A 13,707-nucleotide genomic window follows, 5' to 3' on the forward strand; every position below is an offset into this window, starting at 1 on the left:
GCAATATTGAATCCATGGGTTCTCTCTGGCATGGATTCGCCGATATGGGCGCAGTCACCGACAACGGTCCGTTCGTGATCACCCGCGGGGAGGGTGCGCGGATCTACGACGCGGACGGCAACGAATACCTGGATTCGACTGCGGGTCTGTGGTTCACCAATGTCGGCCATGGCAGAACCGAGATCGCCGACGCCGTTGCGCGTCAGCTGTCGACGATCGCACATTTCTCCAATTTCGGTGACCACGCCAACGACACCCTGATCGAACTGGCCGAGCGGGTTGCCGCGATGGCACCGGTACCCGGCTCCAAGGTGATGTTCACTTCCGGTGGCAGCGATGCGGTCGACTCGGCGTTCAAACTCGCGCGCCGCTACTGGACCGAACAGGGCCGACCGGAGAAGCGGATCATCGTCTCGCGTACCAAGGCCTATCACGGGATGCATATCGGCGGGACGGCGCTGGCCGGGATCCCGCTGAATCGCGAGGGCTACGGGCCCGATTTCATGACCGACACCGAATGCATCGACTGGGACGACGCCAAGGCGCTGCTGGGGCTGATCGAACGGGTCGGCGCCGAGAACATCGCCGCCTTCATCGCCGAGCCGATCATCGGTGCCGGCGGGATCTATCTGCCACCGGACGGCTATCTGCGTGAAGTCCGCGAGATCTGCCGCGACCACGATGTGCTGTTCATCGTCGACGAGGTGGTGACCGGTTACGGCCGGATCGCCCACGGCCACTGGTTCGCGGCGGGCCGCTTCGACCTGGCCCCGGACATCATCACCTCAGCCAAGGGACTGACCAGTGGATATGTCCCGATGGGTGCGATGATTGCGGCGCCGCACCTGGCCGAGCCGTTCTTCGCCGGTGGTACCTGGTGGCGTCACGGCTACACCTACGGCGGTCACTTCGGCGCGGCGGCGGCCGCACTGACCAACTTCGACATCATCGAACGGGAGAACCTGCTCGATGAGGCCACGCGACTGGAAGGGGATCTGGCGTCGGCGTTCGGTCCGCTCGCCGATCTCGATGCGGTAGCCGAGGTCCGGACCGGATTGGGTGCGGTGACCGCTGTGCAGCTGGCCGACCCGTCGGACGCGCCGGCGGCGGTGCTGCGTCTTCGCCGCCTCGGGGTGGCCGCTCGGGCCGCCGGAGCGGGCGCGCTGCAGATCTCGCCGGCGTTCGTGATGAGCACCGAAGACGTCAACGAACTGGCGGCCCGGTACGCCCAAGCCCTGTCCTGACCGGACAAACGAACTGCCCCGCCGGGATCACCGGCGGGGCAGTCGTCGTTTATCCGACCCAGGGGGTCAGGCGGGGGTGCCCGCCAGATCCTCAGCGATCGTGATCGCCTGGGCGACGCCCTGGATGATCGAGGCGGCCTTGAGCGCCTCGAAGATCGGCTCCCGGTCGAGACCGGCCTCGCGGACCACGTGCTCGTGGGCGCCGACGCAGTGCTCACAGCCGTTGATGGCCGAGACGGCCATCGACCACAGCTCGAAATGCGCCTTGTCCACGCCCGGGTTGCCGATGATGTTCATCCGCAGACCCACGCGCAGGTCATCGTACTGACCGCCCAGGTAGCCGCGGCCACGGTAGAACACATTGTTCATACCCATGATCGAAGCCGCGCCCAGGGCGGCGTTGTACGCCTCCGCCGACAGGTTGTCGGCGGCCTCGTCGGCGATCTCCCGCAGCACGGTGGTGTTGCGCGTTGCGGCGGCGCAGGCCAGCAGGGTGCCCCACAGCTGCTCCTCATTCAGCAGCGTGGTGCGGCTGAGCGAACTGAGGTTGAGCTTGAGGTCCTTGGCGTACTCCGGAAGGGCGTCCTTCAGGTTGTCGATGCTCATAGAGGTGAGATCTCCTTGTGGTGGGGAAAGGAACGCGATCGGGCCGGATGCACCGGCCCGCGACCGGTCAGGCCGAAGCGCTCATCAGTTCGCCGGCGTCGATGGTCGGGTCGCCCTTCTTCCAGTTGCAGGCGCACAGCTCGTCGCTCTGCAGCGCGTCGAGGACACGCAGGACCTCGTCGACGTTGCGGCCGACGCTGCCGGCGGTCACCGAGACGAACTGGATCTCGTTGTTCGGGTCGATGATGAAGGTGGCGCGATCGGCCACGCCGTCGGCGTTCAGAACGCCGGTGGCCTCGACGAGCTCACGCTTGAGGTCGCTCATCATCGGGAACGGCAGGGTCTTGAGGTCCTCGTGCTGGGCGCGCCACTGGAAGTGGACGAACTCGTTGTCGGTCGAGGCGCCGAGCACCTGGGTGTCGCGGTCCTCGAACTCGTCGTTCAGCTTGCCGAACGCCGCGATCTCGGTCGGGCATACGAAGGTGAAGTCCTTCGGCCAGAAGAAGACCACGCGCCACTTGCCCTTGTAGTCGTCGGAGGTGACGGTGGTGAAGTAGTCGTCCGGCTGCTGAGCGTCGACCTTGCTCAGGTCACCGCCGATGACCGCGGTCAGGTTGTACTCGGGGAACTGATCGCCGATGGTAAGCAGCGCCATGTCATGACTCCTTTGTCGTGGGGTGAATCACTCGGCCGGGCTGCGGGATTCCGCTGTCTGGTTACTGCCCGGCGGTGACTTCCATTCTGCCTCAGAACGTCTAAAAATAAAAGGTGATAACACGCACTATATTGATAGGTATGAACGATCAGAGTTATCAGCCGACCCTGGGCGGCATCCGGGCCTTCGTCGCAGTGGCCAAGAAGCTTCACTTCGGTTCGGCGGCAACAGATCTGGGAGTCAGTCAGCCGTCACTGTCGCAGGCTCTGCGCGGTCTGGAGCAGGGGCTGGGAGTGCAGTTGGTGGAACGGACCACACGGCGGGTGATGCTGACCGCCGAAGGGCAGCGGCTGCTGCCGGCGGCGATGGCCGCCTGCGACGCGGTCGACAACTTCCTCTCCGATGCCGCCGGCCAGGATGATCCGCTGCGTGGTCCGCTGCGGCTGGGACTGATCCCCACGATCGCCCCGTACCTGCTCCCGCGCCTGCTCAAAGGTCTGCCCGTACGCCGGCCAGAACTGGACCTGCGGGTGGTCGAGGATCAGACCTCGCGCTTGCTGGAGCAACTGCGTGAAGGAAGTCTGGATGCGGCGGTGCTGGCTCTGCCGGCCAACTCGCCGGGTATCGGGGAGATCGAGATGTACGACGAGGACTTCGTCCTGGCGGTGCCGGCCGGTCATGCGCTGGCCGGACGCAAACAGCTGGCGCCGACGATGCTCGCCGATCTGCCGCTCCTGCTGCTCGACGAGGGGCATTGTCTGCGCGATCAGGCGCTGGAGGTGTGCCAAGCGGCCGGGGTCCACCCGGATCTGCGGCAGACCCGGGCCGCCTCACTGACCACGGCCGTCCAGTGCGTGGAAGGGGGGCTGGGAGTGACGCTCATCCCGCGTACATCGGTGGCGGTGGAGACCGCTTCGGGGGGCCTGTCGACCGCCGAATTCGCCCGGCCGCGGCCGGGGCGCCGAATCGGGCTGGTCTACCGGATGTCTTCGGGTCGGGGACCGGCCTACAGTCAACTGGCCGCTGAGATCGCGGCGCTGGCACTGGAATCCGGGGAGGTGACCGCGGTCTGACGGCTGGTCCTGCTCGAGGGCTCGAGCAGGACCAGGGGAGAAACGGTCTCAGACCGGTGCGGTCAGCTCTTCCCATTCGTCGATCAGACTCGAGTCCACAGCGCGGATCAGATCGCCCAGATCGTCGGTGATGTCCTCGATCCGTTCGGTGACCGCAGACATCGGCAGCCCGCTGCGCAATGCCCGATAGCAGTCGGTGAGATAGCGCAGTACGACGCCCTCGCTGCGCTGCAGGCCGAATTCACTGATCAGATCGGCGAACGTCAGATCGCGCTCGAGCATGTAGCGCAGCACCGACTTGGGGGACGGTACGGTTCCGGCCAGCCACGGATGGCCGCGCCGGTAGGTCTCGTAGGCGAAACCGATCTCTTCGGCGAGCGGTTGCGGCCAGCTGATCTCCTCGAGCCTGGCCATCCGTTCCTCGTACTCGATGCCGTCGGCCTTCATCTCGGCGATGGCCGCGTCCCGGGCGATCTTGCGCTGGGCGAGCAGGACCTGCCGGGGATCTTCCAGGGTGGACTCCAAGACCGAGACGACGTCGAGCGGGAAGTCTGCCGAGTCCGGATCGAGCAGCTCGAAGGCGGCCACGGCGAACGCCGACAGGGGATTGGTCAGGGCGAAGTTCTCCGGTAGATCCACCGAGATCTCCACCTGTTTGCCGTCGGCGGCCGGGGTGTCGAGCCGTGCGACGATGCCGGTGTCGATCAGGTCCCGGTACAGGGCGATGGTGTGCTTGATGTGTCGGAGCTGACGTTTGCGCGGTTCATGGTTGGCTTCGAGCAGATGGCGCAGCGCCGTGAAGCAGTCGCCGGGCCGTTCGAGGACCTCCATCAACATGGCGGTGGTGATCTTGAAGTGGGAACGCAGTTCCTCGTCGGGGGCGTCGACCAGCCCGAAGAAGGTCTGCTCGCCCCAGCCGACGAACCCCTCCGGTGGTTTGCGCCGCACCAGTTTGCGCAGCTTCTTGGGGTCGTCGCCGGCCTTGGCCACCAGGCGTGCGTTCTCCACGTCGTGTTCGGGCGCCTGGGCGATGACGTAGCCGACGGTGTCGAAACCCGCGCGGCCGGCGCGACCGGCGATCTGGTGGAACTCCCGGGCTCGCAGCCGTCGCACCCGATGGCCGTCGTACTTGGTGAGGCCGGCGAACAGCACGGTGCGGATGGGCACGTTGATGCCCACGCCCAGGGTGTCGGTGCCGGCGACCACCTTGAGCAGCCCGGCCTGAGCCAGCCGTTCGACCAGCCGCCGGTAGCGCGGCAGCATCCCGGCGTGGTGCACGCCGATCCCGGCGCGCAGCAGCTTGGACAGGGTGTTGCCGAAGCCGGTGCGGAACTCGAAATCGCCGATGGCCTCGACGATGGCGGCCTTCTCCTCCTTGGTGCAGATCTTGGCCGACAGCAGGGCCTGCGCGCGTTCGACGGCCTGGGCCTGGGTGAAGTGCACCACGTACACCGGTGCCTGACCCGCGCCGACCAGTTCTTCGATGGTCTCGTGGATCGGCGTCATCGCGTAGCGGTATTCCAGCGGGACCGGCCGCTGGGCCCCGGAGACCTCGACGGTCGGGCGACCGGTGCGCCGGGTCAGATCGTCGACGAAGAACGAGACCTCGCCCAGGGTCGCCGACATCAGCAGGAACTGCGTGTGCGGCAACTCGATGAGCGGCACCTGCCAGGCCCAGCCGCGATCGGACTCGCCGTAGTAGTGGAACTCGTCGGCGACGAGGACTCCGATGTCGGAGGCCGGTCCGTCACGCAGCGCGATGTTGGCGACGATCTCGGCGGTGGCGCAGACGATCGGAGCGTCGGGGTTGACGCTGGCGTCGCCGGTTGCCAGGCCGACGTTCTCGGCGCCGAACTGCTCGCACAGGTCGAAGAACTTCTCGCTGACCAGGGCCTTGATCGGCGCGGTGTAGTAGGCGCGCCGGCCGGTGCACCGAGCGAAGTAGATCGCACCGGAGGCCACCAGCGATTTACCCGAGCCGGTCGGGGTCGCCAGGATCACGTTGCTGCCGGAGACCAGCTCCAGCAGGGCATCCTCCTGATGCGGATACAGCTCGATACCGCGGGACGCCCACCACGACAGGAAGTGCTCGAAAGCGGCATCTTCGTCGGTGGTGGGCGTCAGCGGACCCGGGTCGGGGTGGTCGTCGTTCGCCGGCTGGTTCAGGGCGTGTCCTGCTCGTCGGGGTGTTCGGGATCCTCCGGCTGGTCGCCGAGGCCGCCGAATTCGGCGGCGTGCTCGGCCAGGAACTTCTCGAACTCGGCGCCCAGTTCGTCACCGGACGGCAGATCGTTCTCGCCGACCAGCAGTTCGCGTTCGGCTTTGGCCTTCATGTACGCGTCGTATTGCTGCTCGAGCGCCTGAACCACCGTGCCGATCTCGGCATTGTCGCCGACCTCGGCGTCGATCTGCTGGTGGACCTTGGTCGCCGCGTTCTCCAGTGCCGCCACCGGCAGGTTCAGGCCGCTGACCTTGCTCAGCGCCTCCAGCATCGCGGCCGAGGCGGCGGGGTAGTTGCTCTGGGACAGGTAGTGCGGAACCTGGGCGGCCAGTCCGGCGGTGCGGTAGCCGGCCTCGCCCAGGCGTAACTCCAGCAGCATCGACGCGCTCGAGGGCAGTTTCATCTCGTTGCCCCAGCGCGGCAGATCGCCCAGTGCGGCGGCATCGTTGCCGTGGGCGATCACCGCGGACGGCCGCGTATGCGGAACGGCCATCGGGATCGAGTTGAGCCCGACCACCTGGCTGACTCCGAACTGCTGGGCCAGGGCGGCGATGGCGGTGACGAACTGTTCCCAGCGCAGGTCCGGCTCGGCGCCGTCGAGCAGCAGGAACGGACTGCCGTCGTTGTCGACCAGGGCGTGCATGGTCAGCTTCGGCATCGTCACCTCCTCGAACTGTTCGCCGGAGAACGACATCATCGGCCGCCGCGAGCGGTAGTCGATCAGTTCGTCGGTGTTGAACGTCGCCACCAGCTGGCCGTCGAGTGCCTCGCGCAGATGTGTCGCGGCAAGGGTGACAGCGTGCCCGGCATCGGCGAAGCCTTCCAGGGCGTGGACCAGAACCGGGCCATCACCCTGCGGTCCGGAGACGGCCGGGGCGGGGAACTCGAGCTCGTACAACGGCGGGCTGTATTCATGCTCATCCATGGAGGGTTCTCCCTTCGGTAGTAGAGGTAGGGGCGCTGCGCAGCCGGTCCTCTGCAGGCCGGTACCGCATTCAGTCTCCCAGGTATTGGATGCTCGATCGAGTTCAACGCTGAACCCGGGCGGGTCATTCCCGGATCCGGGCGGGACTTGCTGGCACAGTGGACGGTGTGAAGATTGTTGCCTCTGTTGCTGCAGTTGTCGCTGTGGGTATTTTTGCGACCGGGTGTTCGGTATCGGGAACGCCTCAGGCTGCGCCCGACCACGCGGCGCTGCTGCTGCCCGCGGACAGCTTCCCCGGCGGAGCCGGTACGACGGTGCCCGACGCACAGATCCCCGGCATCATCGCCGATGTCACTCAGCGACCGCTGCGAGGGGAGGTGGACCCGGCCGAGTGCACGCCGCCACAGGTGCACGCGGCCGGCGCGGCAGCGGTTGTCGGTCCTGCCTCGGCCGGTGGCGCGACGCTGACCGAACTGGTTGTGGAGGCGCCCGATTCGCTTGAGCGGTTCGCGACGGTCACCTCCGCGTGCAACACCTTCCGCAGCGGCGCCACCGGGAACCAGGAGGTGTCGACCACGGTGACCGCGCAACCCTTGGAGCGGGACGGTGTCTCCCGCATGCAGCTGACCAGAACACTGCGGTCGGCGGGGGCAGACACGACGACCGACCTGGAGGACTGGATCGCTCAGCGTGGCCGGACCCGGCTGATCGTCCAGCTCCGCGGTCAGGGCCCGGCCTCGGACAACGATCGGCAGGCCGCCCAGACGTTCTTCGACGAGGCCGTGACGCACGCCTTCTCCCGCCGGTGACTGCGGCGCGCCGGGCGCGATCCTACGGCGGCCGGGCGCATCCGGCAAGGCCGCGGTGGCCGGTCCTGTGGATGGTGCCCGGCGACGAGGTGGTCGTCCACAGGCTCTAGTGCCGGGTCCTTTTCCCGGCGGGCGAGGCGGTGGAACGTGAGGCCCATGACCTCACTACCGCACCTGCCCGAACGCCCGACCGTCGTCGTAGATCCGGATCCGCTGCTGTCCTCGGTGCCCGGCCTGATGGGTTTCACTCCCGAACGTTCGGCCGTGCTGATGGCGTTTTCGCCGGAACGGGTTCTGCTGGCCACCATGCGATTGGATCTGGTGTTCACCGCCCAGGGCCGGCCGGACCGGCAGATGCGCGCGCAGGTGCACCAGCTGGGCACCATCGTCGCCGAGTACGGCGCCGCCGGGGTGGTGTGCGTCGTGGCCGACGATCGTTTCGACAGCTCCGATCTGGCCGGTGAGATGGTCCGCTACGGATCGACGTTCCGCCTGGTCGAGCGCAGTTGCCGTGCGGCCGGCGGTTTGTCGGCGGGCTTCGTGCTGCCCGCGTTCGCCGCCGGTGCACAGTGGTTCACCGGCTGGTTCCCCGAGTGCCGCCGGGGAGCCTCGAAGCCGCCGGCACCGTTCGCCGGACCGGTCGCCGATACCGGCCTGCTGAGCGATCCGGCACTGTCGTCGGTGGCACTGCAGCGGGCGGTCTACAACGGGCGGCCGGTGCTGGCGCATCGCTCCGACCTGGCCGCGATTCTGACGCCGGGGCCGCACTGCGACTCGGCGCGTTGCCGCCCGGTGACACCGATCGTCCCACCTGCTGCACCGGGGCCGCGTGACAGCGAAGGTGCGATCCGGGTGCTCGAGGTGGTGCGCCGCGCCGCCGACCGTGCACGCGGGGCCGAACTGACCCTGGACTGCACGCAGGTCAACAGCCTGGCCGAGGCCCTGTATGCGGTGCACACCCGGGATGTGCTGCTGGCCTTGGCGGTCACCGAACTGCGTGAGGCCGCCGAGTATCTGTGGATCCGGCTGGCCCGCGGTCTGCGCGGTCGCGCCGGCGCCGCGGCGGCGACGCTGCTGGGCCACCTGCACTATCTGCGCGGAGAAGGCGCCCTGGCGTCGGTCGCCATCGAACGGGCCCTCGAGCTGGATCCGGAATACAACCTGGCCCGGCTCATCGACTCGGCGCTGTACCACGGGATGCGCCCGTCCGCCCTCGCCGAAGTGGTGGCCTACTCGTTCGAACTCGGCGCCGAACTGGGAGTCGACCTACCGCCGCAGGTGTATGCGGCGGCCGGTTAGCCGCGAAGGCGGCGCCGGCGCCCGGTCAGCAGCGTTCGACGAAGATCGCGTGAGCCATCTCCGAGGACAGCGACAGGCCCTGGTGGCCCGGGGAGCTGATCTCCACCGAACGAGGATTGACCACGATCGCGACCCGAGCGTTGGGAACCACCCCGGCCTCGCGCAGTTCGGTGATCAGCTCCGGATCGGCCTGGACGTGCTCGCCCATCCGGCGGACGATCACCACCGACTCACCCTGCGGCATCTCCACCAGCCGCTCGGCCTTGTCCTCGGGGACCTCGACCTCCAGACCCAGCTCCTCCAGTCCGGGGATCGGGTTGCCGTACGGGGAGGTGGTCGGATTGTCCAGCACCTTCAGCAGTCGCCGCTCGACGTTCTCGCTCATCACGTGTTCCCAGCGGCAGGCCTCCTCGTGGACCTCGTCCCAGGGCAGACCAATCACATCGACCAACAGCCGTTCGGCGAGGCGATGTTTGCGCATGACCTGTACTGCCAGGCTGCGGCCGGCCGGGGTCAGCTGCAGGTGCCGATCACCCCCGACCCGGACCAGACCGTCGCGCTCCATCCGGGCAACGGTCTGGGAAACAGTGGGACCACTCTGCTCAAGCCGTTCCGCGATGCGTGCTCGCAGGGGAACGATCCCCTCCTCTTCGAGGTCGTAAATCGTGCGGAGATACATCTCGGTGGTATCGACGAGTTCGTTCACGAGTGACTCAATTCCTTTCGCCGCTGTACAGATTACCTGGATAACGTGACGAAGGAGGCACTAGCGTGCTGGTGTGACACATGAAGGGGATCAGCGGTGAAGACAGCTGTCATCTGGAGCGACGAGTTCCTGGACTACAAGTGGGCGTACACCCATCCGATGAGTCCGGTGCGCCTGGCTCTGACCATGGATCTGGCGCGCAGCCTGGGGGTGCTCGACGACGTTGAGACGATACCGCCGCTGCCGGTCGGCGACGACATTCTGCGCACGGTGCATACCCAGGGGTACATCGATGCGGTGCGGGCGGTCGGCTCGGGGATGGCCTCGCTCAGCGGCCCGATGCTCGAGCGGCTCTTCGGGCTGGGCAGTGAGGACAATCCGGTCTTCGACCGGATGCACGACGCCGGCGCCATGCTGGTCGGCGGCACCCTGGCAGCCGCGCAGGCGGTGCACTCCGGTCAGGTGCAGCGCGCGGTCAACATCGGCGGCGGGATGCACCATGCGATGGCCGGGCATGCGGCCGGATTCTGTATCTATAACGACGCCGCGGTGGCCATCGAGTGGCTCCTTGCCCAGGGCTACGACCGGATCGCCTATGTCGACATCGACGCCCATCACGGCGACGGCGTCCAAGTGCAGTTCGAGCATGATCCGCGCGTGATGACGATCTCCCTGCATCAGCACCCGGCGACGCTGTGGCCCGGAACGGGCTGGCCGACCGAGGTCGGTCCCGACGATGCCGCCGGCACCGCGGTGAACGTCGCGCTCATGCCCGGGATCGAGGACCGGTTGTGGCTGCGGGCCTTCCACGCGACCGTCCCGTCGATGATCGCGGCGTTCAAACCGCAGATCATCATCAGTCAGATCGGGGTCGACAGCCACCGGGCAGACCCGCTCACCGATCTGGCGCTGACCGTCGACGGTCAGGCGATGGCCATGCGCGCGCTGCGCGATCTGGCCGACAAGTACTGCGAGGGTCGCTGGGTAGCGATCGGTGGCGGTGGCTACGGCGTGATCAACGTCGTACCCCGGGCCTGGACGCACCTGCTGGCCACCGCCCTGGATCGGGATATCGATTTCACGACGCCGGTCGGCGCCGAATGGCTGGCCAGTGCCGTGGATCTCTCTGCTCAGGTCCACCCGGACTACTCCCGGCCGCCGGTGGGCATGATGGGAGACAACGGTGACGTCGACTATGTCCCCTGGGACGGGGACGCCGGCGCCGCCCCGCCGGACGGCATCAGTGACGCCGCCCAGCAGCAGACCGACCGCGCGATCCTTGCGACCCGCCGCGCGGTCTTCCCCCTGCACGGACTCGACCCGGAGGATCCACGTGACTGACCAGCCGACATCTGCTGCCGAACCCGAAGCGGCCGACCCTGCGCCGCAGGCCGGCCAGACCGAGGCCGGTGCGGCCGCCGGCACCGATCCGGCGACCGGCACCACCGATGTCGAGGTGGTCGAGGCCCCCGCGACACGGACCGCGCCGCGGCATTGGGCAGCCGATGTGTTGGCCTCCGACGGCGGGGTGGTGAACCTGCGTCCGATCACCCCCGAGGATGCCGACGCTCTGGTCCGCTTCCATGAGGGGCTGTCCGAACGCACCCGCTACCTGCGCTACTTCGGTCCCACTCCGAAGCTCCCGCCCCGGGAGGTGGTGCGGATGACGACCGTGGACTACCGGGATCGGGTCGCCATGCTGGCCTGGCTCGGTGACGACGTCATCGCGATGGGCTTGTACGAAGGGCTGGGCGAGAGCGGCAAACCGCATTCGGCCGAGGTCGCCTTCGTGGTGGCCGACGAACATCAGGGCCGGGGACTGGGCCCGATCCTGCTCGAGCACCTGGCCGGTGCCGCCGCCGAGAACGGCTTCGCCAAATTCGAGGCGGAGGTCCTGTCGGAGAATCCGAACATGGTCGCGGTGTTCAAAGCGGCCGGTTATCAGATCAGCCGCAGCTTCGACGGCAGCACGGTACACGTCGAGTTCGACATCGATCGCACCGACGCGATCGAGGCGGTGCGTAATGCGCGCGAACGTGCCTCCGAGGCCCGCAGTATCGCCAACCTGCTCAGTCCGCAGTCGGTGGCGGTGATCGGCGCGTCGTCGGACCCGAAGAAAGTCGGTCACGTCCTGTTGGCGAACCTGATCGCGGCTGGTTTCACCGGACCGGTCTATCCGGTCAACGGCCCCGGCCAGGCCCGATCGGTGCGTGGCATCCGGGCCTACGAACGAGTGATCGACATCCCCGATCCGGTTGACCTTGCCGTCGTGGCCGTGCCGGCGGCTGGGATGGCCGAGGTGCTCGACGACTGTCTGATCAAGGGGGTCAAAACCCTCGTGGTGGTCTCGGCAGGCTTCGGCGAACTCGGCGACGAAGGACTGGTGACCGAACGGGCGCTGGTCCAGCAGGTCCGGTCGCACGGCATGCGGCTGGTCGGCCCCAACGCCCTGGGTGTGGTGAACAACGCTACCGAGATCAGGCTCAACGCGACGCTGGCCCCGCGCATCCCCGGACCCGGACGCGTCGGCTTCTTCTGCCAGTCCGGTGCGCTGGGCATCGCGATTCTCGATCATGCCGCACAGCGTCATCTGGGGCTGTCGACCTTCGTCTCGGCCGGCAACCGCGCCGACGTCTCCGGTAACGACGTGCTCCAGTACTGGGACTCCGATGAGAGCACCGATGTGGTCCTGCTGTATCTGGAGAACGTGGGTAACCCCCGCAAGTTCAGCCGCATCGCCCGCCGGGTCACCCGCAAGAAACCGGTGGTGGCGATCAAGTCCGGCCGCGGCGCGATGACCCGCGTCGGCGAGCAGAAGGAACGGTTCGGGGCCGTCGACGATCGCATCGCGCAGATGATCCTGGCGCAGGCCGGAGTCATGCAGGTCGACACTCTCAACGATCTGTTCGACGCGGCGACCGTGCTGGCCTACCAGCCGCTTCCCGCCGGTCCGCGCACCGCGATCGTCGGCAACTCCTCGGTCATCGCCTCCCTGGCCGGCCACACGGCCCGGAGCTCGGGACTTGAGGTGGTCTCCCTGATCGATCTGGGTCCGGCCGTCTCCGAAGATCAGTTGTCCGAGGCCGTCACCGGTGCGCTGGACGATCCCGGTATCGATGCGGTGATCGTTGTCTTTGTGCCGCCGGTCGCCGTCGATGCCGCGCAGTACTCGCGGGCGCTGATGAGTGCGGCGGGCAACTGTGCCGATCCCGGCGCCAAGACGATCGTGACGACGTTCCTGGCCACCGAGGGCATTCCGGAGGGGTTGTCGGTGTTCGGGCCGGAGGGGGTGCCGATGCGCGGTTCGATCCCGTCGTACCCGACCCCCGAACGGGCCGCGAGCGCCCTGGCGCTGAGCTGGCGGTACTCGCAGTGGCGTTCCCGGCCCGAGAGTGGCGAGGTGGAGCTGGAGAACGTCGCCACCGAACACGCCCGCAGCTATGTGCGTGAACTGATGGGCGAGGGGACGCGCGAACTGACGGCGGTCGAGGCGGCCACGGTGCTGGCCTGGTACGGCATCGACGTCGTCGAATTCCGCGAGGTGCGGACCCTGCACGAGGCCTCGGCCGCGGCCCGGGAACTGGGCTTCCCGGTCGCGGTCAAGGCCTCCGATCCCGAGTGGGTGGGCCGGCTGGACCGGGACGGGGCCCGCCTGGACCTGTCCGACGCCACCGCGGTGATCACCGCCTTCGCCGAACTGCAGGCACTGACCGGGGAGGAGGTGCTGCAGGTCCAGCGCATGGCCCCCAAGGGGCTGGGGCTGACGATCAAGGTCACCGACACGACGGCTTTCGGTCCCGTCGCCTCGTTCGGGCTGTCCGGCCAGCTCTTCGAATCCCTGGACGACCGCAGTCACCGCGGCGTGCCGCTGACCGTCGAAGATGCGCACGATCTGCTCGACGAGCCGAGATCGGCACAGCTGCTGAGCGAGGAGGTCGGCGGCCGGCCGGTCGATCGGGAGGCGCTGGTGGATCTGCTGTTGCGGGTCTCCCGGCTCGTCGAGGACATTCCGGAGATCCGGGAGATCAAACTCGACCCGATCCTGTCCTCGGCCGACGGCACGTCGGTGCTGACCGGATACCTGGTGGTCGGCCCGGTGCCGTCGCTGGGCGATACGGGGCCGCGCCGCCTGGGCTGACCAGACGAGGAACGCATTCGGGCCGGTGTCC

Annotated in this window: 11 protein-coding genes; 6 read left to right on the plus strand and 5 right to left on the minus strand. The window is 67.7% G+C overall.

Annotated elements, in window-relative coordinates; all coding sequences use genetic code 11:
* The first annotated feature begins 14 nt into the window (after window positions 1-14).
* Window positions 15-1,244 carry an aminotransferase family protein gene (locus tag GOHSU_RS12500; protein WP_005942232.1) on the plus strand — a complete coding sequence of 410 codons (1,230 nt, stop codon included), beginning with the start codon at window positions 15-17 and terminating at the stop codon, window positions 1,242-1,244.
* A gap of 66 nt (window positions 1,245-1,310) precedes the next feature.
* Here GOHSU_RS12500 and GOHSU_RS12505 read toward each other — a convergent pair whose 3' ends face one another.
* Together GOHSU_RS12505 and GOHSU_RS12510 are read right to left on the minus strand one after the other, a co-directional pair.
* Window positions 1,311-1,850: an alkyl hydroperoxide reductase gene (locus GOHSU_RS12505; RefSeq protein WP_005942235.1), complete on the minus strand. Its 540-nt coding sequence runs from the start codon at window positions 1,848-1,850 to the stop codon at window positions 1,311-1,313.
* 67 nt (window positions 1,851-1,917) lie between these two features.
* Window positions 1,918-2,505 (minus strand): peroxiredoxin, encoded by a 588-nt coding sequence (locus tag GOHSU_RS12510; protein WP_005942238.1) that lies wholly within the window; start codon window positions 2,503-2,505, stop codon window positions 1,918-1,920.
* 140 nt (window positions 2,506-2,645) lie between these two features.
* Between GOHSU_RS12510 and GOHSU_RS12515 the strand changes: the two genes are divergently transcribed.
* On the plus strand, window positions 2,646-3,578 hold the full coding sequence (locus tag GOHSU_RS12515; protein WP_005942242.1) for a hydrogen peroxide-inducible genes activator: 933 nt from the start codon (window positions 2,646-2,648) through the stop codon (window positions 3,576-3,578).
* A 48-nt stretch (window positions 3,579-3,626) separates the two neighbouring features.
* Here GOHSU_RS12515 and GOHSU_RS12520 read toward each other — a convergent pair whose 3' ends face one another.
* Together GOHSU_RS12520 and GOHSU_RS12525 are read right to left on the minus strand one after the other, a co-directional pair.
* A complete protein-coding gene (locus tag GOHSU_RS12520) occupies window positions 3,627-5,744 on the minus strand; it encodes a DEAD/DEAH box helicase (RefSeq protein ID WP_035739568.1) in 2,118 nt (705 codons plus the stop codon).
* On the minus strand, window positions 5,741-6,724 hold the full coding sequence (locus tag GOHSU_RS12525) for a proteasome assembly chaperone family protein (RefSeq protein ID WP_005942248.1): 984 nt from the start codon (window positions 6,722-6,724) through the stop codon (window positions 5,741-5,743). The genes GOHSU_RS12520 and GOHSU_RS12525 overlap by 4 nt, the downstream gene beginning before the upstream one ends.
* A 167-nt stretch (window positions 6,725-6,891) precedes the next feature.
* Here GOHSU_RS12525 and GOHSU_RS12530 point away from each other — a divergent pair, with 167 nt between their 5' ends.
* On the plus strand, window positions 6,892-7,533 hold the full coding sequence (locus GOHSU_RS12530) for a hypothetical protein (protein WP_005942251.1): 642 nt from the start codon (window positions 6,892-6,894) through the stop codon (window positions 7,531-7,533).
* Between the two features lie 156 nt (window positions 7,534-7,689).
* Window positions 7,690-8,832 (plus strand): DUF4192 domain-containing protein, encoded by a 1,143-nt coding sequence (locus GOHSU_RS12535; protein WP_005942254.1) that lies wholly within the window; start codon window positions 7,690-7,692, stop codon window positions 8,830-8,832.
* A 25-nt stretch (window positions 8,833-8,857) separates the two neighbouring features.
* Here the strand turns inward: GOHSU_RS12535 and GOHSU_RS12540 are convergent, their stop codons facing one another.
* Window positions 8,858-9,538 (minus strand): iron-dependent transcriptional repressor DtxR, encoded by a 681-nt coding sequence (locus GOHSU_RS12540; protein ID WP_005942257.1) that lies wholly within the window; start codon window positions 9,536-9,538, stop codon window positions 8,858-8,860.
* Between the two features lie 96 nt (window positions 9,539-9,634).
* Here GOHSU_RS12540 and GOHSU_RS17285 point away from each other — a divergent pair, with 96 nt between their 5' ends.
* Both GOHSU_RS17285 and GOHSU_RS12550 read left to right on the plus strand, forming a co-directional pair.
* A complete protein-coding gene (locus GOHSU_RS17285) occupies window positions 9,635-10,879 on the plus strand; it encodes an acetoin utilization protein AcuC (protein WP_005942261.1) in 1,245 nt (414 codons plus the stop codon).
* A complete protein-coding gene (locus GOHSU_RS12550; RefSeq protein WP_005942264.1) occupies window positions 10,872-13,676 on the plus strand; it encodes a bifunctional acetate--CoA ligase family protein/GNAT family N-acetyltransferase in 2,805 nt (934 codons plus the stop codon). Before GOHSU_RS17285 ends, GOHSU_RS12550 begins: the two co-directional genes overlap by 8 nt.
* Window positions 13,677-13,707 lie beyond the last annotated feature (31 nt).

Source organism: Gordonia hirsuta DSM 44140 = NBRC 16056, from assembly GCF_000333015.1.
Classification (GTDB): Bacteria; Actinomycetota; Actinomycetes; order Mycobacteriales; family Mycobacteriaceae; genus Gordonia; species Gordonia hirsuta.

Bases quoted from the DNA above. Each gene is read 5' to 3' on its own strand.
- GOHSU_RS12500 (WP_005942232.1), top strand. From the start codon at position 15: ATGGGTTCTCTCTGGCATGGATTCGCCGATATGGGCGCAGTCACCGAC.
- GOHSU_RS12505 (WP_005942235.1), bottom strand. From the start codon at position 1,850: ATGAGCATCGACAACCTGAAGGACGCCCTTCCGGAGTACGCCAAGGAC.
- GOHSU_RS12510 (WP_005942238.1), bottom strand. From the start codon at position 2,505: ATGGCGCTGCTTACCATCGGCGATCAGTTCCCCGAGTACAACCTGACC.
- GOHSU_RS12515 (WP_005942242.1), top strand. From the start codon at position 2,646: ATGAACGATCAGAGTTATCAGCCGACCCTGGGCGGCATCCGGGCCTTC.
- GOHSU_RS12525 (WP_005942248.1), bottom strand. From the start codon at position 6,724: ATGGATGAGCATGAATACAGCCCGCCGTTGTACGAGCTCGAGTTCCCC.
- GOHSU_RS12535 (WP_005942254.1), top strand. From the start codon at position 7,690: ATGACCTCACTACCGCACCTGCCCGAACGCCCGACCGTCGTCGTAGAT.